22 protein-coding genes are annotated in these 22,394 nt (G+C 65.9%); 7 read left to right on the top strand and 15 right to left on the bottom strand.

Translation table 11 applies throughout. The features are described from left to right. Nucleotides 1-66 precede the first annotated feature (66 nt). Entirely contained in the window at nt 67-378 is a 312-nt protein-coding gene (locus tag HOP53_RS15060) for a cupin domain-containing protein (protein WP_234246579.1), read from the top strand. On the opposite strand, the gene HOP53_RS15055 is transcribed toward HOP53_RS15060, so the two are convergent. Both HOP53_RS15055 and HOP53_RS15050 read right to left on the bottom strand, forming a co-directional pair. Beyond that, a complete protein-coding gene (locus HOP53_RS15055) occupies nt 375-1,016 on the bottom strand; it encodes an NAD(P)H-dependent oxidoreductase (protein WP_234270790.1) in 642 nt (213 codons plus the stop codon). The two genes, HOP53_RS15060 and HOP53_RS15055, sit on opposite strands and share 4 nt — an antisense overlap. A 14-nt stretch (nt 1,017-1,030) precedes the next feature. Continuing rightward, the gene (locus tag HOP53_RS15050; protein ID WP_234270789.1) at nt 1,031-1,972 is read right to left on the bottom strand and encodes a DMT family transporter; all 942 of its coding nucleotides are present in this window, start codon (nt 1,970-1,972) and stop codon (nt 1,031-1,033) included. A 69-nt stretch (nt 1,973-2,041) separates the two neighbouring features. Here HOP53_RS15050 and HOP53_RS15045 point away from each other — a divergent pair, with 69 nt between their 5' ends. Beyond that, on the top strand, nt 2,042-2,533 hold the full coding sequence (locus tag HOP53_RS15045; RefSeq protein WP_234270788.1) for a MarR family winged helix-turn-helix transcriptional regulator: 492 nt from the start codon (nt 2,042-2,044) through the stop codon (nt 2,531-2,533). 15 nt (nt 2,534-2,548) lie between these two features. Here the strand turns inward: HOP53_RS15045 and ogt are convergent, their stop codons facing one another. Further along, the gene (ogt, locus tag HOP53_RS15040) at nt 2,549-3,088 is read right to left on the bottom strand and encodes a methylated-DNA--[protein]-cysteine S-methyltransferase (RefSeq protein WP_234270787.1); all 540 of its coding nucleotides are present in this window, start codon (nt 3,086-3,088) and stop codon (nt 2,549-2,551) included. Between the two features lie 52 nt (nt 3,089-3,140). Continuing rightward, nucleotides 3,141-4,091, bottom strand: coding sequence for a DNA-3-methyladenine glycosylase family protein (locus tag HOP53_RS15035; protein ID WP_234270786.1), 951 nt, complete (start codon nt 4,089-4,091; stop codon nt 3,141-3,143). A 386-nt stretch (nt 4,092-4,477) separates the two neighbouring features. Here HOP53_RS15035 and HOP53_RS15030 point away from each other — a divergent pair, with 386 nt between their 5' ends. From HOP53_RS15030 to HOP53_RS15020, 3 genes are read left to right on the top strand one after another with little or no spacing between them, the layout of a single operon-like run. Then, nucleotides 4,478-4,942: a GNAT family N-acetyltransferase gene (locus HOP53_RS15030; protein ID WP_234270785.1), complete on the top strand. Its 465-nt coding sequence runs from the start codon at nt 4,478-4,480 to the stop codon at nt 4,940-4,942. Between the two features lie 11 nt (nt 4,943-4,953). After that, complete coding sequence (locus HOP53_RS15025; RefSeq protein WP_234270784.1) at nt 4,954-5,565, top strand: FMN-binding negative transcriptional regulator; 612 nt, start codon at nt 4,954-4,956, stop codon at nt 5,563-5,565. Beyond that, entirely contained in the window at nt 5,562-6,281 is a 720-nt protein-coding gene (locus tag HOP53_RS15020; protein ID WP_234270783.1) for a GNAT family N-acetyltransferase, read from the top strand. The genes HOP53_RS15025 and HOP53_RS15020 overlap by 4 nt, the downstream gene beginning before the upstream one ends. Here HOP53_RS15020 and pdxR read toward each other — a convergent pair. The 4 genes from pdxR to HOP53_RS15000 are packed head-to-tail and all read right to left on the bottom strand — an operon-like array spanning nt 6,273 to nt 10,008. Further along, nucleotides 6,273-7,820: a MocR-like pyridoxine biosynthesis transcription factor PdxR gene (gene pdxR / locus HOP53_RS15015; protein ID WP_234270782.1), complete on the bottom strand. Its 1,548-nt coding sequence runs from the start codon at nt 7,818-7,820 to the stop codon at nt 6,273-6,275. The genes HOP53_RS15020 and pdxR overlap by 9 nt on opposite strands. Then, nucleotides 7,804-8,814 (bottom strand): GGDEF domain-containing protein, encoded by a 1,011-nt coding sequence (locus tag HOP53_RS15010; RefSeq protein ID WP_234270781.1) that lies wholly within the window; start codon nt 8,812-8,814, stop codon nt 7,804-7,806. Before HOP53_RS15010 ends, pdxR begins: the two co-directional genes overlap by 17 nt. A gap of 57 nt (nt 8,815-8,871) precedes the next feature. After that, on the bottom strand, nt 8,872-9,381 hold the full coding sequence (locus HOP53_RS15005; protein ID WP_234270780.1) for an SRPBCC family protein: 510 nt from the start codon (nt 9,379-9,381) through the stop codon (nt 8,872-8,874). 3 nt (nt 9,382-9,384) lie between these two features. Further along, nucleotides 9,385-10,008: a LolA family protein gene (locus HOP53_RS15000; protein ID WP_234270779.1), complete on the bottom strand. Its 624-nt coding sequence runs from the start codon at nt 10,006-10,008 to the stop codon at nt 9,385-9,387. Between the two features lie 136 nt (nt 10,009-10,144). Here HOP53_RS15000 and nfo point away from each other — a divergent pair, with 136 nt between their 5' ends. Then, a complete protein-coding gene (gene nfo, locus HOP53_RS14995) occupies nt 10,145-10,993 on the top strand; it encodes a deoxyribonuclease IV (RefSeq protein WP_086511462.1) in 849 nt (282 codons plus the stop codon). Between the two features lie 5 nt (nt 10,994-10,998). Here nfo and HOP53_RS14990 read toward each other — a convergent pair whose 3' ends face one another. The 5 genes from HOP53_RS14990 to HOP53_RS14970 all read right to left on the bottom strand — a co-directional run bounded on the left by HOP53_RS14990 (nt 10,999) and on the right by HOP53_RS14970 (nt 16,239). Beyond that, nucleotides 10,999-11,622, bottom strand: coding sequence for a response regulator (locus HOP53_RS14990; RefSeq protein WP_234270778.1), 624 nt, complete (start codon nt 11,620-11,622; stop codon nt 10,999-11,001). Beyond that, nucleotides 11,531-12,952, bottom strand: a complete 1,422-nt coding sequence (locus tag HOP53_RS14985) for a cache domain-containing protein (protein WP_234270777.1) — start codon at nt 12,950-12,952, stop codon at nt 11,531-11,533. The genes HOP53_RS14990 and HOP53_RS14985 overlap by 92 nt, the downstream gene beginning before the upstream one ends. Before the next feature lie 199 nt (nt 12,953-13,151). Beyond that, on the bottom strand, nt 13,152-14,477 hold the full coding sequence (locus tag HOP53_RS14980) for a TRAP transporter large permease (RefSeq protein WP_234270776.1): 1,326 nt from the start codon (nt 14,475-14,477) through the stop codon (nt 13,152-13,154). A 3-nt stretch (nt 14,478-14,480) separates the two neighbouring features. Continuing rightward, complete coding sequence (locus HOP53_RS14975; RefSeq protein WP_234270775.1) at nt 14,481-15,005, bottom strand: TRAP transporter small permease subunit; 525 nt, start codon at nt 15,003-15,005, stop codon at nt 14,481-14,483. A 124-nt stretch (nt 15,006-15,129) separates the two neighbouring features. Beyond that, complete coding sequence (locus HOP53_RS14970; protein ID WP_234270774.1) at nt 15,130-16,239, bottom strand: TRAP transporter substrate-binding protein; 1,110 nt, start codon at nt 16,237-16,239, stop codon at nt 15,130-15,132. Between the two features lie 580 nt (nt 16,240-16,819). Between HOP53_RS14970 and HOP53_RS14965 the strand changes: the two genes are divergently transcribed. Further along, nucleotides 16,820-16,978: a hypothetical protein gene (locus HOP53_RS14965; RefSeq protein WP_234270773.1), complete on the top strand. Its 159-nt coding sequence runs from the start codon at nt 16,820-16,822 to the stop codon at nt 16,976-16,978. A gap of 3 nt (nt 16,979-16,981) precedes the next feature. Here the strand turns inward: HOP53_RS14965 and HOP53_RS14960 are convergent, their stop codons facing one another. Then, the gene (locus HOP53_RS14960) at nt 16,982-21,319 is read right to left on the bottom strand and encodes a DEAD/DEAH box helicase (protein WP_234270772.1); all 4,338 of its coding nucleotides are present in this window, start codon (nt 21,317-21,319) and stop codon (nt 16,982-16,984) included. Nucleotides 21,320-21,394: 75 nt separating this feature from the next. Further along, nucleotides 21,395-22,303: a LysR family transcriptional regulator gene (locus HOP53_RS14955; RefSeq protein ID WP_234270771.1), complete on the bottom strand. Its 909-nt coding sequence runs from the start codon at nt 22,301-22,303 to the stop codon at nt 21,395-21,397. Between the last annotated feature and the right edge of the window lie 91 nt (nt 22,304-22,394).

The following is a 22,394-nucleotide window of genomic DNA, read 5'->3' as shown; positions in this document are numbered from 1 at the left end:
TAACTCCGCTTAAACTCTGCATCGATACGGCTGAAAAACTCGGACTGACTCCAAGGAATTCAATTCATGAAAATTACCCGCAGTCGGGACTTTACCGCCGAGCGCGCCTGGGGCGCTCAGGACATCGCCAACATGAATGGCATCACCACCCGCCTGCACTGGACCGACCAGCCCTACCGCTGGCACATCAACGACGGCGAGGAAGTCTTCGTGGTCCTCGATGGCCAGGTGGAAATGCGCTATCGCTGCGAAGGTGTCGAGCATAGCCAACTGCTGGAAGTGGGCGATATCTTCTATGCCTCGGTAGGTACCGAGCATGTCGCAAGCCCAGTCGGCGAAGCCCGGGTGCTGGTGATCGAAAAGGAAGGTAGCGTCTAGGCCCCGCTCAACTCCACCACGAATCGCTCCCTGGGCCAGCGCACCTTGGCTTGCCCGGCCAGACGATCCTGTTCGGTATCGCGATACCCCAGCGCCAGCAGCACCACACTGCGCAGGCCCTGCTCTTCGAGCCCCAGCAGGGCGTCCAGCGCGGCAGGATCGAACCCTTCCATCGGCGAGGCATCGACTCGCTGCGCTGCGGCAACGGTCAAGGCCGTGCCCAGGGCAATATAGGCCTGCCGAGCCGCCCACTGCTGCCGAGCCTCCGGCGTGGCGAAGCCGGCGACGGCGTCATGCAGTGCCTGCCGATACCCTTCCAGCTCTTTCGGGTCGAGGCCGCGGGAGGCGGCTGTCAGTTCGATCAGCTCATCCACATGCCGTCCATCCACCTCGGACCAGGCGGCAAAGATCAACAGATGGGAGCATTCGCTGATCTGGGGCTGGTCGCAGGCTGTACGCCGGATGCGCTCGCGCAGTGCCGGCGTTTCGATCACCAGCACGCTGTAGGGCTGAAGGCCGTAGGAGGATGGCGCCAGGTGCGCCGCATCGAGGATGTTATCCAGCGCGTCTCGCGCCACCTTTCTTCCATTCATGCGCTTGGCGGCATAGCGCCAGTGCAGGGCTTCCATGACGGACATGATGTTCTCCCGGTTCAAGGTTTCGCCACGGCCAGCGTCGGCGGTGACGTGTGGTGCGAAGCGCCACGGTGGAACAGCGCGGCACCGAGGGCCACCAGCACCCCCGCCAGGCCAAGGAAGGGCGGCACCGACTCACCCAGCAGCAAGACGGCGATCAGGGTGCCGACCAGCGCCGCCACCATGCCGATCTGGCTGAGATAGACGGGGCCTGCGATCTTCTGCAGTACGAAGTAGAAGACGTAGAGCACGGTGAAGACGGCGACCTCGGCGAACAGCAGCCGGAGCACGTCGGCAGAGCCGAGCAGCTGAGCGAATTGACGCGCCTCGAAGGCCAGCACGAAGGGCGCAAGCGCCAGGGCGCCACCCAGCAGCATCAGAGCGGCGAGATAGACCGGCCCCGCCTCGCCGGGCCAGCGCAGGGTGCGGTAGATATTGCCCAGCGCGATGATCAAGGGAATCGCCAGAACCAGCATGACCCAGCCCTGGGCACCCGACATGCCGCCCGCCTTGGCCCACGCCAGCAGCACCCCGCCCGAGAGCCCCAGCAGCACACCGCTCAGTCGCAGCAGGTTCATGCGCTCCATGCCCAAGCCTAGCGCCAGCACCCAGGTCACGAGGATCGGAAAGGCGAAGCTGAGCGAAACGAAACCCGCCCCCACGTGGCGTACCGCCAGGAAACCCAACGCATTGGGCAAGGCAAACAGCGCACCCGACACCAGCGCGTACTCGATGATGCGCCGGTCGAGCTTCATCGGCTGGCGTTGTACCGCCGCCAGTACCAGCAGCAGTACGCCAGCGCCGGTGACCGCCACCATCAGGAAACCAAGGCGCGGTGCGCCGGCGTCGTCGGCAAGCTTGGCCACGGCTAGCGAAAGCGCCAGCAGGCTGCCGACCAGCAGCAGGCAGCCCAGGGCATACCAGCCGGTACGGTTGCTCGATAGCGTGGAATTGGTCATGATCGACTCCTATAGCGCGGCAACAAGAATCTTGCCGAAAAGTATCTTGATAGAAAGATAAATACGCACATGAACCGTGTCAAGCACGCCGTTGCGCAATGGCAGCGCGAAATGCCCGAACTCGACCTGTTGCCGATGGAGGTGGTGGGGTATCTGAAGACCACGCAGTTGCTCACCCAAGAGCGGTTGCAGGTCTTTTTCAAGTCACATGGCCTGCAGGCCGGGGAGTTCGACGTGCTGGCGACGCTGCGCCGCGCGGGCCCCCCCTATCGCCTGGGGCCGACGCAGCTGTTCGAGACGCTGATGATCTCATCGGGTGGCATGACCAGCCGGCTGGACCGGCTGGAGAAGGCGGGCCTGATCGTGCGCTCGCCGAACCCCGAGGATCGCCGCGGCACGCTGGTCTCGCTGACCGACAAAGGTCTGGCGCTGATGGAGCGCATGATCCCAGAGCACGTCGACAACGAGGCCAGGATGCTCGCCGCCCTGAGCCGCGAAGAGCAGGAAACATTGAGCGAACTGCTCGGCAAGCTGTTGGAAGGGTTGTCGGACGAATCCTGAGCCGGCCCGGCTGGGCTAGGGAAGCGCCAGCTCTCCTTGGAACAACTCGCCCTGCACCAGCCCCCGCTCATGCTCCACCAGCCAGCGCTTGCGCGGCAACCCGCCGCCATAGCCGGTCAGGGTACCGTTGGCGCCGATCACCCGATGGCAGGGCACCACGATGGAGATCGGGTTGGCGCCATTGGCCAGGCCCACGGCGCGGCTGGCCCCGGGCCGTCCTATCCTGGCGGCCAGCTCGCCGTAGCTGATGGTGGTGCCGAATGGAATGCCGCGCAGCGCCTGCCACACCAGACGCTGGAACTCGGTACCGCCGGTGGCCACCGGCAGCGCATCGAGATGGGACGGGTCGCCGGCGAAGTAGGCTTTCAGGGCCTCACGAACGAGCAAGGGCGCTCTGCCCTTGGAGAGACGGTAATCGCGATAGTGACGCGCCAGCAGGCGATGCAGGCGCTCGTCGTTGCTGTCGAACTCCAGCGCTCGCAGAGCCCCCTGCTCGTCGCCGACCAGACTCAGTTCGCCCACTGGCGACGGCATCAGATCAAGCCAGAGTTGCATCGTGTCTCTCCTGTCTCGCTATTGGCCTGTCTCTCTATTGGCCTGTCTCGCTTTAGCCTGTCTCGCTCGCTTTTGCCTGTGTCGTTGCCGCATCGGCATGCCACAGGTGCATCACGGCATAGGCACGCCAGGGCCGCCAGGCCTCGGCGCGGGCGAGCAGCTCACGCGGCGAGGGGCGTTTGTCCTGCTCCGCCAGTGCCCGCTGTACGGCCACGTCCGAAGGCAAGAAAGCATCGCTCTCCCGCAGCCCGCGCATGGCGATGTAGTGCGCCGTCCAGGCACCGATACCGGGCAGCGCGCACAGCTGCGCCACGCTGTCGTCAAGGTCGCCACGCCGCTCGAACAGCTGCGGCTGCTCGCGGTAGGCCGAGGCCAGTCCCGCCAGGGCGTTGGCGCGTGCGCTGGGCATGCCGAGGGCCTTGATCTCGGCGAAGGTGAAGCGCTCGGGTACGGGGAACAGCCGGTCGAGCCCTGGAGCGAACGGCGCTGTCAGCCGCTCGCCCAGGCGTTCGACCAGGCGCCCGGCAAGCCGGGTGGCGGCATCGACGCTGACTTGCTGGCCGAGTATCGCGCGTGCGGCGACTTCGAAAGGGTCCCAGCCGCCCGGCACCCGCAGTCCCGGACGGCGCGCGACCAATGGCGCCAGGGTAGGATCGCGGCCGAGCCCCTGGCGTATCGCCTCGGGGTCCGCCTGCAGGTCGAAGAGCCGCTGCAGCCGCGCGACGACAGTGGACGGATCGATAGACTCGGGCAGACGCAGCGTGACATGCAGCGACGTATCGGCCGGAGCGTGAGTGACACTCACGGAGCCCACCGCTCCCTGTTCGAGGAAGAGGCGGTGATAGGTCTCGCCATCGATACGCTCCAGGCCGGCAATAGCGCGCCGGGCCAGAAAGTCGAGTATCGCCTGCCAGTCGTAGGGGGGCCGATAGGGCAGGCGCAGCGTCGTCTCGGCGGCTGGGGTCATGCCGCCCGTGTGACGGCGTTCGGTCGAGAGAGTCATCGCTCCATTCTAGCCCGCTCATGGCCGATCGCCGGTGTTTTTTGCAACCTCCCTGCCAACGCAAAGTGGTTCTCCTGAATGACGCCGAACTGGCCCTTAGCAAGGAACCAGATTCATACCACACTGGCCCTCACCCTTCGGGAAGCGCTGAACAAATCGACGAGCGGGATGAAGCACAAGGCGCACGGAGCACAGTACCAAGCGAAGCGACAAACAGCCGTAGGCTGGCCCCGAAGGGGCGAGAAGCCGCAGGCTGCGAGTCAACCGGAGCATATGGGGTATATGTGAGGATTCCGACGGTCCGACGCTTCGGCACCGCGCAACGCAGTGATTCGCTCGCGCAGGCATTTGTGCAGTGTTTCCTTCGCAACGCAGAGGAGCCACCCATGACCATTCGCCAAGCCACCCTTAACGACCTGGAGCCACTCAGCCAACTGCTCGACGGCTACCGGCAGTTCTACCGCCAGGCGCCCGATCTCGAAGGCGCCCGGCAGTTCCTGCAGGCGCGCCTGGAGCGCGGCGACTCCTACATCCTGGTCGATACCGGCAGCCAGGGAGAACTGCAGGGTTTCTTACAGCTCTACCCCCTGCTTTCCACCGTGCGCCTGGCTCCGCTGTGGCTGCTCAACGATCTGTTCGTCGCCCCCGAGGGTCGTCGCAGCGGCGTCGGGCGCGCCCTGATGCAGGCCGCCAGGGAGCTCGCCCGAGCCCATGGCGTCGGCCATCTCAAGCTCGCCACCGAGATCGACAACCGCACCGCCCAGGCGCTCTACGAATCGCTCGGCTGGCAGCGCGATACCACCTTCTATCACTACGGTCTGCTGTTCGACACCCAGGCAGACCAGGACTGAGCGGAGGCGCCATGTACGTTCCCCCATCGATGCGGCTGACGCGCGAGCAGGCCTGGGCGCTGGTCGAGCGCTACGGCTTCGCCGTGCTGGTCGGCGCCGATCTGCAGGCTACCCACCTGCCCCTGACGCTGGAACGAAGCGAAGGCGAGCTCGGTTCGCTCTACGGCCACTTCGCCCGAGCCAATCCTCACTGGCGAGCGCTGGACGGCAACCGGGCGCTGGCGATCTTCAGCGGGCCCCACGCCTATGTCTCACCGAGCTGGTACGCCAGCCGGCCTGCCGTGCCCACCTGGAACTACCTGGCCGTGCACGCCACGGGGAGCCTGGAGCTGCTGGACGCCGCGGCCACGCGGGAGCTTCTCGAGCGCAGCCTGGCCCACTTCGAACCCGCCCTGCTCGATTCGCTGGGCCGTGAGCACGACTACCTGGAGAAGATGCAGGCCGGCGTGGTCGGATTTCGCCTGCGCATCGAAGCGCTCGAGGGCAAGGCCAAGCTCGGCCGACAGCGCTCCCGGGCCGATCAGGAAGGGGTAGAAGCGGCCCTGGCGCAGAGCACCGACCCGCAGGCGCGCCAGCTATGGCGCTACATGCAGAAACTGACAGACGAGGAGCTGCAGGCATGAGCACGCAACCCGTAGACGGCCGCCCCATCGGTGTCGCCCTGCCTGGCTGGCAGCCGGCAAGCCGGCCGCAGCGAACCCCTCTACAGGGAGAACGGGTTCGCCTCGAACCGCTGTCGGCAGAGCACCATGGCGATTCGCTGTTTGCCGCCTTTCTATTGCCCGGTGAGGGTCCCCACGACACACCACAAGCACGCTGGGCCTATTCCGGCGGCATGCCGTTCAGCGATGCCGAGCAGTGTCATGCCTGGCTGGCCGAGTGTGCGCACAGCGAGGATCCGCTCTTCTTCGCCATCGTCGAAGCGACATCCGAGCGGGCCCTGGGGATGGCCAGCTATCTCAACATCGTGCCGGAACATGGCAGTATCGAGGTCGGCCATATTCATTTCACGCCACCGCTGCGACAGACGCCGGCGGCCACCGAAGCCATGCTGTTGCTGATGCGCAACGCCTTTGCCCTGGGCTACCGGCGTTACGAATGGAAGTGCGATGCGCTCAATGCCGCCTCGCGGCGTGCCGCCGAACGCCTGGGCTTTCGCTTCGAAGGGATCTTCCGTCAGCACCGTGTAGTCAATAGACGCAACCGCGACACCTCCTGGTTCTCGCTGCTCGACGGCGAATGGCCCGCCGTCGAAGCGCAGCTTGGGTGCTGGCTCGCATCGGACAACTTCGATGACGAGGGTCGTCAGAGGTCGTCGCTATCGGCGCTGTCAGCCTAGGTTCAGCCATTCGCGAGCCAGCCAGCACCCGGCCTGCTCGAGCTCGGCCTCCACGGTACCGGCATAGCCCAGCACCAGACCGGGGCGAGCGGGTGCCTTGAGGTAATAACTCGACAGCGGCGACAGCGAGATGCCCTGCTCCTCTCCCCGCCGGAGCAGCTCCCGCTCATGTTCCGCCTCGTCGAGCCAGGCAACGAGATGCATCCCCGCCTGCCCGTCGGAAAGGCGCAGGCCACGCGCCACGGCGGGGGCCAGGGCCTTGCGCAGCCGCGCCTGACGCCGACGGTAGCAGTCACGCATGCGCCGGATGTGACGAGAGAACTGGCCGCCGACGATGAACTCCGCCAAGGCCGCCTGTACCGGGTACTGCCCTTCGCGGTGAAGCCGCGCGTTGGCCCGGCGGAACGGCTCGACCAAGGGCTCGGGCAGTACCACGTAGCCCAGGCGCAGCCCGGGATACATCACCTTGCTGAAGGTGCCTACGTAGATGACACGGCTATCGTCGACGAGCCCCTGCAGGGCGGCGATGGGACGCTGCCCGTAGCGAAACTCGCTGTCGTAGTCGTCCTCGACGATCCAGGCGCCGTGCCGCTCCGCGGCTTCCAGCAGCGCCAAGCGACGGGACAGACTCATGGTCACGCCGCTGGGGTATTGATGCGAGGGCGTCACATAGATCAGTCTCGGACTCTCGGCGTTCGCCGCAGCCGCTACGCTGATGCCTTCGTCATCCACCGGCACCGCCTGCAAATCGAGTCCGGCAGCCGCGAAGCAGGCCTGAGCGCCAGGGTAGCCCGGCTCCTCGATCCATACCTTGTCGCCGGGGTCGCTGAGCAGCCTGGCGATCAGCTCGAAGCCCTGCTGCGCCCCCTGCACGATGAGAATCTGCTCGGGGCGACAGCGCACCGAGCGCGAGAGCTGCAGATAGTCGGCCAGTGCCTCGCGCAGCGTCGGCACGCCGCCCTGGGCCTGATAGGCCAGCCAGTCCTGCGGCATGCGCTGCTGGTGGCGGCGTACCAGCCGCTGCCACGGGTCATGAGGGAAACGATCCAGTGCCGGCACACCAGGGGCCAGGATGGGGCGCTCCTGGCTGGCATGGCAGAACGCCAGCAGCGACGTGCCGCGCGAAGAGAGCGACGGCGCATCCGCTCGAGCCGGTAGCGTGTGCGACGTGGTGAGCCCAACCGCTATTGCCGGCTGGGCGGCTGATTGAGTGGTACATGGGAAAGCCAGGTCGGCAACGAAGGTGCCCGATCCATGGCGCGTCACCAGGAAGCCCTCGGCCAGCAGCTGATCGAAGGCGGCCAGCACCGTGTTGCGCCCCAGCCCCAGCTCGCCAGCCAACTGACGCGATGAGGGCAGTCGCTGGCCGCAAACCAGGCGTCCCGTCTGGATCCACTCGCGCAGCTGATGATAGAGACGCGTGGCCAGCGGCTGGGGCGAGCCTTCTGCCAGCGCCAAGCCCAGCGCATCGGCCAGCCAGTCGGTCTGCCCGATGCCGGCAGACGTGGACGACAGCCCCCTGTCAGCTATCCCATTCATCCGAGATGACCCGATTGCGCCCCGTACGCTTGCCCTGGTAGAGATTCTGATCGGCACGATGCAGGATCGCCTCGACCGTTTCCTCGGCACCGTGAAACGCCGACACGCCACAGGTGATCGAGGCTTCGAAGCGATGCCCCTCCTCCGAGGTGAACGCCTGCTCGAGCACAAGCTGACGCACCTTCTCCGCCACCCCGACGGCTTCCTCGAGGCCGGTTTCCGGCAGCAGCAGAGCGAACTCCTCGCCGCCGAGCCGCGCCGGAATGTCGTTCGTGCGTAGTCGTTCCCGCAGCAGCTTGCTCACCTTCACCAACACCTGATCGCCGGCCGGATGGCCATGGGTGTCGTTGATGCGCTTGAAGTGATCGAAGTCGAACAGCACCACCGAGGTCGGTCTGCCGTAGCGACGATAGCGGGCCAGCTCCTGCAGCAGGCGCTGCATGAAGTAGCGGCGGTTGAACAGGCCGGTGAGTTCGTCGGTACGTGAAAGCTGACGCAGGCGCAGCTCGAGCTTCTTCTGCTCGGTGATGTCACGCACCGTGCCGATCAGGATCTGGTCATCGCCCTCGGGCACGTAATCGGCCAGCTCGTGCACCCAGCGAATCTCGCCGTCGGGCCGAATGATGCGATGCACTACGTCATGGCTGCCGTCCTGCTCGGCACGCCGCATGCTGGCTTCGACGCTTTCCAGGTCATCGGGATGAACCATGGCCTTGAAGGCACGAATGCTGGGGGTAAATGTCTCGGGGTCGACGCCGAAGATGTCGTAGGTCACCTCGGACCAGTAGAGTTCGTTGGCCTTCAGGCTGGCTCGCCAGTAGCCCAAACGAGCGATCTGCTGAACGCGATGCAGGGTACGTTTGAGATGCGCGATCTCCTCGCGTGCCTCTTCGAGTTCACGACGAAGACGATCACCGGGGTCGCCGCAAGAGCCGCCGCCATGCGTCTCTTCGGTGGAGCTCCCATCATCGATATGGTTGTGTGAGCCCTTCATGGCATCTCTACGGCAATTTCTGGACGACTCCAACAAGCATACCTTTTCCCCTAATGACTACCAACGCCCTCTTGATGGAACGCTTTCCATCTCGTCTGCCGGCTGTGCCTTGGCACCGCCGAGATGTCTGGCCAACCCCTTCTGGCCTCCTCGCATCATGGCATGGTGGTTCCAGACCACCAGCGGACGTGCCACACCGGCCAACAGGCTCATCCAGGGCCGCACCGTTCGCACCTGCCATAGATAGTGCACTCTGGTACCCCCGCTCTCCTCGCACAGCCGCCAGCGGCCGATGCCGGCCACGTCGCCATCGGCCACGCCCTCGATCAGGCAGGGCTCGCAAACGCGGGTGATGCGAATGTCGAAACTCAGGTAATAGCCCAGATGGCTCTTCCAGACGAAGCGCTGCACCCGACCGATGCCGCCCTCGTCACCGGGCTCACGCTGCTCAACGTCCACCAGCCCGGGCCACCACTCGGGCCAGCGCAGCGAGTCGGTGAGGGCATCGAAGACCGCTTCGATCGGCGCCTCGAAGTGCCAGTCGGTAACGAACTCGAATCTCGCCATGGCCTAGGGATCGAAGTGGTCGGCCGGAAAGTCGGGGTCGAGCTGAACGTTTTCCAGCAGCACACTCTCCATGCGCTGCCCCTGCCGGTCGTAGCTCGCCACCCGCAGCGGAAACAGCGTCTCCTCATCGAGCCACAGATCGTAGCGCGCCACCTCGTGCACGGCCCGACCGGGCTCGGCCTCCACCACCACATGCTGCACCGGTCGGCCTTCGTGGGTCGCCGGCTCCAGGCGACGCGTACTGCCATGCAGCTGCAGACGCTGGACGTTGCGCAGCAGCGTGCCGACGTCCGACTGGTCCACGCGATGACCTTGCGAGCTGCGCACCATACGGTTGGTGGGCCGCAGCGAGAGTGCCGGGCGCCGTCCCGGTGAACCGAAGGGCCACAGTTGGACCTTGCCCGTATCGTGGCGATAGATCAGCACCGCGCCGCGATAGGGCGACTCCATGTCCATGCGCACGTCGCCGGGACGCCGGTAGCTGTAATGAATGATCTCCTCGCCACCGCTACCCTGGCTGCGCAGGGTCAGGCGATAGCCGGAGAGCGAGTCGATGCGCGCCAGCGCCTCGGCCACAGGGTCCGGTCCGGGTACATCGCTCAAGGCAAGCAGTAACAGCGGCAGCATACGGCGTCTCCAGCGGGCTCTGACTTGAGCCTAGCAGGGCCTGGGCGCTTTAGAAGCGGGCGGGGCGAGGGCGGCAGGCGAGGTGGAGACCCGGCGTGCTATCGTAGTGGCGTCAGCCAACCCACGGAGAGGACAGATGAAATACCTTGGCGCCCACGTCAGTGCCGCCGGCGGACCCGACCAGGCCGTGCTGCGCGCCGTCGAGATCGGTGCCGACGCCTTCGCCCTATTCACCAAGAACCAGCGCCAGTGGCGTGCCAAGCCTCTCGACGACGCTACCATCGAGGCCTTTCGCAGCGCCTGCCAGGAGCACGGCTTCGGCCCCGGCCAGATCCTCCCCCACGACAGCTACCTGATCAACCTCGGCCACCCGGACAAGGCAGGACTGGAGAAGTCGCGTGCCGCCTTTCTGGACGAAATGCAGCGCTGCGAGCAGCTCGGCCTCACCCTGCTCAACTTCCACCCCGGCAGCCACTTGAAGAAGATCAGCGAGAGCGAGTGCCTGACCCGTATCGCCGACTCGATCAACCATGCCCTGGCCGAGACCCGCGGCGTCGTCGCGGTGATCGAGAACACCGCCGGCCAGGGCACCAACCTGGGCTGGCGCTTCGAGCATCTGGCCGAGATCATCGAGCAGGTCGACGACAAGTCGCGGGTCGGCGTATGCATCGACACCTGCCACGCCTTTGCCGCCGGCTACGACCTGCGCACGCCCGAGGCGTGTACCGCCACCCTCGACGAGTTCGGCAAGGTGGTCGGCTTCGAATACCTGCGCGGCATGCACCTCAACGACGCCAAGAGCGAATACGCCAGCCGCGTCGACCGCCACCACAGCCTGGGCCAGGGCAACATCGGCCTCGATGCCTTCACCACCATCATGCGCGACCCGCGCATCGACGAAATACCCATGGTGCTGGAAACCATCGAGCCCGAGATCTGGGCCGAGGAGATCGCCTGGCTACGCGCCCAGGCGGCAGACGACTGACGCCATCACTCCAACTCGACCAGGCCATGGCGCATCGCGTAGCGAAACAGGCCCGCCAGCGAGTTGGTGTTGAGCTTGCGGTAGATGTTGCTGCGGTGCGACTCCACCGTGCGGGTGCTGATGCTCAGCGCCTCACCGATGTCACGACTGCTCATGCCCTCGAACATCAGCTTGAGGATGGCCGTCTCGCGCGGGGTCAGGCGCTCCTGCTTCTCCTCCAGCAGCACTCGGGACACGCCGGAGCCGAAATGGCTGCGCCCGCCGGCCACCTCGCGCAGGGCGAATACCATCTGCTCGGCCGAGGCGTCCTTGAGCACGTAGCCGGCCGCGCCACAGGCCACCGCGCGGCGAATGTACTCCTCGTTGTCGTGCATGGTGAGCACCAGCACGCGAATCTCGGGACAGGTGTCATGCAGGATCTTGCACGCTTCGAGGCCGGACAAGCCGGGCATGGTGATGTCCGTCACCACCACGTCCGGCGCCAGCGCCTGAGCCAGCGACAGCAGCTCCTCGCCCGAACTCGCCTCGCCGACGAGCTCAATGCCCGGCTGCGCCTCCAGCCGGTAGCGCAGCCCCTCCAGCACCAGCGGATGGTCGTCCGCCAAAAGTACGCGTATAGGCCCTGCCATCGACTCTCTCCCGACTCGTTCCGGTGGCGCGCTGAAACGGCACCTTGATGAGAATGCGCACGCCCTTGCCGGGGGCCGCCTCGATCGTCAGGCGCCCACCCAGCAGATCCACCCGATCCTGGATGTTGCGTAGTCCCATACCAGCCCCACCCTGCTCATGGCTCTGCTCGGCGCGCCAGCTGAAGCCCTCGCCGTCATCGGCGATCTCGAGATAGACCCAGCCGCGGCGGCGGCGCAGCCTCACCCTGACCTGGCTAACGTTACCGGCATGCTTTTCGATGTTGTGCAGGCTTTCCTGAGTGATGCGATACAGCGCCGTGGCCAGTACCGGCTGGCATTCGCCGCTGTCGAGGTTGGACTCGAAGTGAATACGGAGGGGTTTGCGTTCCACCAGGTCCGAACACAGGCTCTCCAGGGCCGCCACCAGGCCCAGGTCGTCGAGCACGCTGGGGCGTAGGTCATAGGCCAGCCGCCGCAGATCCTGAATGCCCCTTTCCAGAATGCGGTCGGTCGCCGCCAGGGCGGATGATGCATCGACATGATCGCCGCGCCCCAGCGCATCGTCGATGCGCTCGAGCTTGAAGCGTGCCGATACCAGCAGCTGATTGATGCCATCGTGCAGCTCGCGGGAAATCCGCCGCCGCTCCTTCTCCAGGAAGCTGAAGGTCTTCTGCGCCATCGTGACCAGCCGGCGATTCGCCACCCGCGCTTCACTAAGGTTGACCGCCAGACCGATCACGGCGATGACGAGCAGACAGGAAACGGTAAAGAAGGCCATCAGCAGGATGGTCCGGCGGGCGTTCTCCACCATGTGATGCTCCATCTGGCCGACCACCTGTTCGATGTCATCCAGGTAGAGCCCCGTTCCCACCATCCAGCCCCACTTCTCCAGGGCGATGGAGTAGCTCAGCTTGAGTACCGATTCGCCGCCTGAAGGCTTGTCCCAACGATATTCGGTGAAGCCGCCGCCTTCCTGGGCTTGTTCGATGAGCCGCTGGATCAGGAACTTGCCATCCTCGTCACGAAAGTTCCACAGGTCCTGCCCGACCAGATGCTCGAGCCGCGGGTGGACGATGTTCAGCCCATCGTAGTCATAGACGAAGAAGTAACCGTCGGAGCCGTACTCCATGCGGTGAAAGGCATCCGTTACCAGCCTTTGCGCTACGTCTACCGCCAGCTCGGGGTCCTCGTAGATGTCTCGAATCGCCGTGTAGGCGAGTTCCATGTAGTTCTTGAGTTCAGCCCGCTTGGCTTCCAGCAATCCGTCCTTGAGGATTTCCGACTGCGCCCCGCTCAATCGCGCACTCTGATGAATGGCAAGAAACGTCACACCTGCACTAAGTATCAAAAGAGGCAGCAAGGTCAGCAGTGTCAACTTGGTTCTGAACGTGAACACTGGCGCGTTACCTTTACTTAATTATTATTCTTTTCGGCTCTGTCGACTTTTGGCTAATCACAGCCGTCTTATTGCAGTTGGCCGATTGCAGTCGACAGAGCCTTTATCAGGGAGTTTTAAAGTAAAACCCGACTCACCATCCTACCACTCGCGGCAACCACAGCACCACATCGGGGAAGACGATGATCAGCGCCAGTGCCAGGATCTGGATCAGCACGAAAGGCACGGCCCCCTTGTAGATGTCGCCCGTGGTGATTCCCGGCGGTGCCACGCCCTTCATGAACAGCAGCGACCAGCCGAAGGGCGGCGTCAGGAACGAGGTCTGCAGGTTCATGGCGATCAGGATCGCGACCCACACCATCGACATGTCGCCCTGGCTTGCCAGGAACGGCAGGAACAGCGGCACGGCAATGTAGGAGATCTGGATCCACTCGAGGAAGAAGCCCAGGAAGAAGATCAGCAGCAGCATGAAGATGAGCGTGCCGTACATGCCGCCCGGCACCCATTCGAACATCGCCTCGATCAGGAACTCCCCGTCCAGCCCGCGGAAGGCCAGAGCGAAGACCTGCGAGGCGATCAGTACGAAGAAGATCATGCAGCTGATACGCAGCGAGGTCTTCACGGTATCGGAGAGCACCCCCAAGGTCAGGCGGCCGGACACTGCCGTCAGCAGCAAGGCCCCCACGGCTCCTACCGACGCCGCCTCCGTGGGCGCGGCCACCCCGCCGATGATCGAGCCGAGCACGGCGAAGATCAGCAGCAGCGGCGGCACCACCACCTTGACGAAGTCCTTGCCCAGCTCCAGCTTGCTGATCGCGGCGCGCTCCTGCTCGTCGATGGCGGGCACGTCGGCGGAGAAGAAGAAGGCCAGCAGCAGCAGATAGGCCAGATACATGCCGGCCAGCAACAGGCCGGGCACCAGCGCCGCGGCGAACAGGCTGCCGACGGAGAGGTTCATGATATCGGCCAGTACCAGCAGCACCAGGCTGGGCGGGATGATCTGCCCCAGAGTGCCCGCCGCACAGATGGTGCCGCAGGCCACCGTCTTCTTGTAGCCGCGCCGCACCAGGGTTGGCAGCGCCATCAGCGTCAGGGTGACGATAGCCGCCCCGACGATACCCGTCGCTGCGCCCAGCAGCACGCCGACGATGATCACCGCCAGGGCCATGCCGCCCGGCAGGCCACCACACAGGTGACCGATCACGTCGAGCATGCGCTCGGCGATCTTCGAACGCTCCAGCATCACACCCATGAATACGAACAGCGGAATGGCCAGCAGGGTGTAGTTGGCCACCACGCCGTAGATGCGCGAGGGCAGCAGCTCAAACAGCCAGCCGTCGAAGCCGATGAAGCCGAACACGAAGCCGACGAACGCCACCACGAAGCCGACTGGAATGCCGGTCATCACCAGCACGAAGAAAGCCACGATCATGGCCAGCGCGTAATATTCCAAGGGCATGGCTTAGGCTCTCCCAGTGTAGTGTTGGACGAGGCGCCGACCGTTCTCGAGCGCCTGGCGCAGCGACTCGGTCGCCACGAAGACGAAGCCGACCACCACCATGGCCTTGGGAATCCAGCGCCAGGGAAGACCGGAAGAGTTGGGTGAGCGCTCGCCGCGAATGAACGAGGTTTCGGCGAACGGCAGGCTGTAATGGATGATCAGCAGCGCGCAGGGCAGCGCCACCAGCAGCGCGGCGATGAGGTTCAGCCACAGCATGCCGACCGGGCTGAAGCGGCTCGACAGGATGTCCACGCGCACGTGGTCGTCGAACTTCATGGCGTAGGCGATGCCCATCATCGCCATGACCGACAGCAGGTACCACTCCAGCTCCTGGGCCCACACCGCGCCCAGGCCGAAGGCATAGCGGCTCAGCATGTTGCCGAAGATCAGCGCGATCATGATGAGCATGGCCAGACAGCCGATGAAACCGGCCAGGCCGGTTATTCGCTCGAGCGCACGCTCGAGCCAGGTACACAGACGCAGCATTTCAACTCCCCCTCTGGAAGGGCGCCCAGCGGACGTCAAAGGTGGGGTAAGCGCGACCCGGGTGGGTCTGGCAGGAGGGCGCTCTGCGTTACGGACTGCCGCTCGGCCGAGCGCCCGGCCGACGTCAGATCATGCCCTGACCGTAGCGGCTGATGGTGTTGGCGAAGACGGCCTCGCTGTTGGCATGCCAGCCGTCGTGCTTCTTCTTGAACGCCCAGAAGCTGTCGTTGATGCGCTTGACCAGCGGGTCCTTGTCGGCTTCGGTCGCCAGGATGTCGCGGGTGGCTTCGAACAGCGCCCGGATGACGTCGTCGGGAAGGGTCTCGAACGCCACGCCGTGGTTGTTGACCAGATCGTCCAGGGCATCGCCGTTCTGGGCCTCGATCCAAGTGTGAGAAGTGATGTTGCAGGCGGCAGCGGCGTTGTGGAGCACGGCCTGCAGATCGCTGGGCAAGGAGTCGTAGGCGTCCTTGTTGACGATCACCTCGGTGGTGGTGGAGGGCTCGTGCCAGCCCGAGGAGTAGTAGTGCTTGGCCGCGTTGTGCAGGCCCAGGGCACGGTCGAGATAGGGACCGACCCACTCCGCAGCATCGATGGCGCCGCGCTCCAGCGCCGAGAAGATCTCGCCGCCGGGCAACAGGCGGGCGTTGGCACCGATGGCGTTGTAGACGTCGCCGGCCAGCCCCGGCATACGGATGTTCAGGCCACGGAAGTCCGCCACGCTGGTCACCGGCTCGCGGAACCAGCCCACCGGCTGCGCACCGGTACAGCCCACCGCCAGCGGGATCAGGTTGTAGGGCTCGTAGGTTTCCTTCCACAGCTCGTAGCCGCCGCCGTGGGCCAGCCAGGCATTGAAGCCCTGGAAGGTCATGCCGAACGGCACGGTGGTAAAGTATTGTGCGGCGAACGACTCTCCGGCCCAGTAGTAGGAGCAGGCATGGTTGAGCTGCACCTGCTGCCCGCGCGATACCGCATCGAAACCGTCGAAGGCGGGAATGAGTTCACCCGCACCATACACACGAATCTTGATGCGCCCGCCGGACATCTCTTCGACCCGCTTGGCGAAGTCCGTCGCGGAGCCGGGGCCAGACTGGAAGAACGGAAAACCGGATGGCCAACTGGTGGTCATGCGCCAGTTGAAGGTTTCCTGAGCCTTGACGATGCTCGGTGCCATCACGGTACCCACTGCGGCGGCACCGCCATACTTGAGGAAATTACGCCTGTTGACGCTCATGGCTATATTGACTCCCGGCGTGCTCGATGAGGTAGCGCGCCATCGAGCAATGCCCTCGTTTGTTTTAATGATTGAATCGCGAGCTGGTCAGAAAACTGACTTGGGGAGAATAAAACGGTGGGTATCAAATTAAATCCGGAGAGCTGCGTAATTTACCCTGCGGCCATCCCTTAGTCAGAAATACGGATAATGCCTCCGTAGAATTACGCAAAGTCGTACTGAATATTAGCCAGAAGTATATATCTGGAAATATATTTCAATAATTCCGATAAAAAAGCAATAGCGACTCAGATCCGCACGGCAATCCAGTGAGCTCTGGCAGGCACCTCGCCAGCAGGACATCGGCAGCTCGATGGAGAGAGGGTTGGTGAGACCGCGCGCCGGGCCGGCGGCTAATACCAGCCCATGCGAGGCGTCGTACCCGCTTTTTCTCGCGAAGCGTTAAAACTTAGTCCACCCCTTCGGGTCAAAGCATTTGTCGGCCGACGAGAAAGCTGCCACTCTCAATTCACAGGCACGCCTCTCGTGGGGACAGTGAGGTCCCGAGGGTCGCCCCATTCACCCGCAGGAGGACATGCGCATGGGTATCATCGAAATGCTGACCGTGAGCGTGGCCGCAGTGGCGCTTTCGGCTCTGGCCTACACCATGAGCGAGAAGCAGAGGCACCCCATCCGCAAGGAAGTGCGTATCGAGGAGGATGAACGCATTCCTCACCGGCAACGCTCGCGGCACGACTGAGCGTCAGCGGATCGATATCGCAGCCCCCGGCACTTCTGGTGTCGGGGGTTTTTCATATCCTGGCCCTCGCCGCAGCAATTGCTGCACCTGCCACTTCGCCTCGGTGGGCAGCGTCTCGAGGAAATGGATCTCGCCGTTCTGCAGCACCGCCTCCGGCACCCCGTCGCGATAGAGCAGGCGATTGCCCGACACCGCCGGCAGCCGCGTGCCGGGCGCGAGAATGCCCACCAGATTGAGCGGGTCGGCGGCAGCCACCACCACGCGGGTACCGTCCGGCTCCCGGCGGCGCATGGCCTTGAGCGCGCCCACCGCCTCGGCCAGGGCAAACTGCTCGCCGGCAAACTGCTGCACGAAGCGCCCGCCGCGAATCTCGCCGCGCGCTTCCAGCCGGCGGTAGACGTACAGCAGCTCACGCCAGGGCGGCAGTGCCGGCTCGCGCTCGATCACCCGGCGAAACACCACGCCGTAACGCTCCAGCAGCACCCAGGCGATGTGCTCCAGGCTTTCCATGTCCGTCGCGATTCGGCGCTTCTCCGGCGCCGAATCGCGCTCCGGCGCCGGCAGCCACGACCAGCGCCCGGCGGCGTCCACTCCCGGCGCATGCCGCCGGCGCCGACGCCCGCCTGCAGCGATGGGCGGACGCTTGCTGGCCGGGGCGATCAGCGCCCGCAGGCCGGTGAAACTGTCGGAGGTGACCAGGCCCCATGAGGCCAGCTCGCCCAGCGCTTCCTCCACCTGGGTGCGCAGCATGTGCGCGGGGCCGAGCAGGTCGGCGAAGAACATCGCCCCTCCGCCCTGCAGCGCTTCGAGCACCCGGCGCGCCCCGCCGGAGAGCGGCAGCTCCTCGACATCGGGAGCCGGCGCGGCCTGACGCCAGTCGTTCAACGCCAGGCGTTCGATCAAGGCAATCGGCGTGTTGCGCAGCGGACCGGGCCGCTGGCGTTCGTCGCCTTCGGCGATTCTGGGCGGCAGCAGGCGCAGCCAGATGAAACGCCCGCTGGCGAGCAGTTGGTCGAGCATGTGCGGCGAGAAGTCGGCCACCCGCGCCGGCAGCACGTCGCTCTCCCAGGCGCCCGCCGCCACGGGAAACCCCTCCAGCCGCTCCACCGCCGCGGCCAGCGCCTCCGGCCCCTGCGGGCGCTCGGTCAGGCCGTGCCAGTCGAGCAGGAAACGCAGGTAGTGCTGGATGCTCACCGGCTCGATCTCGGCGCGTCGGCGGTCGATGGCGTAGCGATGCAGGCGCGCCAGCAGGCGCCGCTCGCACCAGGCCACCTGGCTGCCGCCGAGGAAAGCCCCTTGCAACACGAAGCCCTCGACCTCGAGGCGCGCCAGCGCCGCCATGACGCGCTCCAGCGAGACGCCGAGCGGCACAGAGAGACTTGCCGCGGCGACCGGCCCCAGCGTCTCCAGGCGCGAACGCAGCATCTCGGTCAGTGCCTCGTCGGGGGTTTCCGGCATCTCGCCCGCCGCCTCGATGGGCGGCTCGATGCCTGCCCCGGGGTGGAGCGCCAGCAGCTCGCCGAGGCGCTCCGCTGCCGTCCACAGCGGCTCTCCGCCGGGTGGCGTAACGACCGCGGCACGCCTGTCCCGGGCGAGTGCATCGAACCAGGGCCGCCACTCCTCTTCGGCTTCACGCCCGGCGATGAAGCCGCTCACGACCAGCGCATCGTGCAGCTCGTCGGCATCACGGGGGGCGGGCCAGGCCTCCTCGCGTACCCGGGCGATCACCTCCGGGGCGTAGCGCGCCGAGGCGGCGGCCTCGGCCACGTCGAGCGCGCCGCCGGTGCGCACGCTGAGGGTGCGCCGCTCCTCCTGGGCGCCGTCGTCGAGGAAGGCGTAGGGCCGCGCGTTGACCACCTCCTCGGAGAGCGGCGAAGGTGCCGCCAGGTCGCGGCCGCTGACGGCGATCTCGCCAGCTTCGAGACGCGCCAGCAAGCGCTCGAGGCCGTCGATGTCCATTGCCTCGGTCAGGCAGTCGTGCAGAGTCTGGTCGACCAGCGGATGATCGGGCAGCTCCCGCGCCCCGGCCAGGTTCTCGGCGCAGGCGAGCTGGTCGGGAAAGACCACCGAGAGCAAGTCCTCGGAGTCCTGGCGCTGCAGCTGCGGCGGGCGCCGTCGGCCATTGCGGGTGCGCGGCACGGCGAGCCCCACCGAGGCGTTCCAGCGCCAGCGCAGACCGAACATCGGCGCGTCGAGTAGCGCCTGGATCAGCACCTCGCGCACCGTCTTGGCGTTGAGATAGCCCCACACCTCGTCGAGGGGGAAGCTGTGAGTCGGCCCCAGCGACAGCACGATGCTGTCCTCCAGCGCCGCCGCCTGCAGCTCGAAGTTGAACTTGCGGCAGAAGCGCTTGCGCAGCGCCAGGCCCCAGGCGCGGTTGAGCTTGGAGCCGAACGGCGAGTGCAATACCAGGTGCATGTCGCCGGCCTCGTCGAAGAAGCGCTCCAGCACCAGGTGGCACTGGCTGGGAATCACACCCAGCGCCGCCCGCGCTACGGCCAGGTAGCGCACCAACTGCTCGGCGGCGGCCGGCGCCAGGCCGTACTCGGCTTCCAGCCACGCTTGGGCTTCGGCCTCGTCGCCCTCGGCCAGCTGCCGGTCGAGCCCCTCGCGCAGCCGCGACACCGCTTGTGACAGCTCTTCCGTACGCGCCGGCGCCTCGCCGAACCAGAACGGGATGCTCGGCGGTGCCCCGCGAGCGTCCTCGACGAAGAGCTTGCCGGTGGCGAGCTTGAGGATGCGATAAGCCTGGTTGCCGAGTTGGAAGATGTCGCCCGGCATGCTCTCGAAGGCGAAGTCCTCGTTGACGGTGCCGACGCGGATCTCCTCGGGCTGCAGAATCACGTCGTAGTCGAAGTGGTCGGGAATCGCCCCGCCGTTGGTCAGGGCAACGAGCCGCGCGTTGCGCCGCGGGCGCAGACGGCCGTTGACCCGGTCGCGATGCAGGTAAGCCCCGCGCCGCCCACGTCGGGTGGTGTAGCCATCGGCGAGCATCTGCACAACCGCGTCGAAACGCTCCTCGCTCAGCGCACGGTAGGGCCAGGCGGCGCGGATGCGTGCGAACAGTACGCTCTCCTCGATTTCGCCCGCCCCGGCGACCTCGGCGACGATCTGCTGCGCCAGCACGTCGAGCGGCCCCTCGGGGATATGCAGCCGGTCGAGCTCGCCGGCCTGCACCGCGCCCATCAACGCGCTGCACTCAACCAGGTCGTCGCGGGTCAGCGGGAACAGCCGCCCCTTGGGGGTACGCCCCACGCCATGGCCGGAGCGCCCCACCCGCTGCAGGAAGGCCGACATCGAGCGCGGCGAGCCGAGCTGGCAGACCAGATCCACTTCGCCGATGTCGATGCCCAGCTCCAGCGAAGCGGTGGCCACCAGCGCACGCAGCCCGCCCTGCTTCAAGCGCTGCTCGGCGTCCAGGCGGTGCTCGCGGGCCAGGCTGCCGTGATGCGAGGTCACCCACTCATCCCCCAGGCGGTCGGCCAGGTGGCGCGCCACCCGCTCACAGACCCGCCGGGTGTTGGCGAAGATCAGCGTGGTGCGGTGTTCTCTCACCAGCGCTGCCAGGCGGTCGTAGACCTCTTCCCACACCTCGTTGGCCATCACCGCGGTGAGCGGCGAGCCGGCCACTTCAATGGCCAGGTCGCGCCGGCGCACGTGGCCGGTGTCGACGATGGTGCACTCACTGCCGCCGGTGAGGAACGCCGCCACCGCCTCCACCGGTTTCTGTGTGGCCGAGAGCCCGATGCGCTGCGGCGGGCGCGCGGTGAGCCCGGCCAGCCGCTCCAGCGACAGCGCCAGGTGCGAGCCGCGCTTGGTGCCGGCCACCGCATGAATCTCGTCGACGATCACCGTGCGCACGCTGGAGAGCATCCGCCGCCCCGAGTCGGACGTCAGCAGCACGTAGAGCGACTCCGGCGTGGTGACCACGATATGCGGCGGACGCTTGCGCATGCGCTCGCGCTCCGACGAGGTGGTGTCGCCGGTGCGCACCCAGGCGCGTATCTCCGGCGCCTCCCGGCCGTCTGCCTCAAGCCCCTCGGCGATGCCGCGAATCGGCGCCTGCAGGTTGCGCTGAATGTCGTTGGACAGCGCGCGCAGCGGCGAGACGTAGAGCACCACGGTTTCGTCAGGCAACTCACTGTCGAGCCCGCGGCGCACCAGGCCATCGATGGCGGCGAGAAAGGCCGCCAAGGTCTTGCCCGAGCCGGTGGGGGCGGCGATCAGCACATGGCCGCCTGCGCCGATGGCCGGCCAGGCGCGCGCCTGAACCTCGGTGGGCGCACCGAGGTCGCGTTCGAACCACTGGCTGACGGCGGGATGGAAGACGTCGAGCGGCATGGGCGCTCCGGAAATCGCTTTTCTACAACGTAATCGAGTGCGGGGAGATATGCGATGTTCCCGGGCAGTCTCCGGTTACCGCGATGAGAGCATGTCGTTCAGCTCACGCTCGAGCCATTCGATGAGCCGAGCGCTACAGCGTCGATTGTCCGTGGGTGAAAGCCACAGACACAGCCGGGCGGACGTCTCGACGAAGCCCCACGGTGCGATCAGCCGTCCCTGACGCAGCTCGTCCTCGACCAGCAGCCGAGGCGCTATCGCCACCCCCAATCCGGCTACTGCCGCCTCGATCAGATAATAGAGATGATCGAAGCCCTGGCCCTCGGCCAGCGCCCGGTCGAGACGCGCCGAATCGAGCCCATGTGCACGCGCCCAGTGCGGCCAGGCCTGAGGGCGCGAGGAGGTATGCAGCAGTTTGGCGTCAAACAGCGTCGCCGGCCGCTCGGGATCGAACCGAGCGGCCAGCGGCGGGCTCACCACCGCGCCGATGTGTTCCGCGGCCAACTCGATCACCTCCAGGTCGGCCGGCCATGGCGGCTCCGCGAACGTCAGCGTTGCGCTGACCTCGTCCCTCCCCGGGGTAGCTTCGCTCTCGCTGGCGACGACATGCAGCTTGAGTTCCGGCAACGCACGATGAAGACGGTCGAGCCGCGGAATGAGCCAGCGTGCCAGCAGGCTACCCGGACAGGCCAGGATGAACGGCGCCGCCTCGACGTCACGCTTCAACTGCGCGCAGCTGTCTCGCAGGCGCAGGAATGCCTCGCCAACGCCGTGCTGCAGCCGCTCCCCGTGACTCGTGAGCTGCAGGCCGCGCCCCGCCTTGGTGAACAGCGCCACGCCGAAATGCTCTTCCAGGCTCCGCAGCTGACGGCTGACCGCGCCGTGAGTCACGCTGAGTTCATTCGCCGCGGCCGTGACGCTACCCAACCGCGCGGTGGCCTCGAAAGCGCGCAGTGCGCTGAGAGAAGGCATGGAATTGAGCATCGACCTGTGATCCTGACTCACATATTGCTGCCATCTTATCGATTTTTCGCCACGCCTGTCTGCGTTAGCTTCATCGAAAGCTCCCTGACCC

It is taken from the genome of Billgrantia ethanolica (assembly GCF_021404305.1).
In the GTDB taxonomy this organism is placed as follows: Bacteria; Pseudomonadota; Gammaproteobacteria; order Pseudomonadales; family Halomonadaceae; genus Halomonas; species Halomonas ethanolica.
This window is presented reverse-complemented; position numbering and strand designations above follow the sequence as displayed.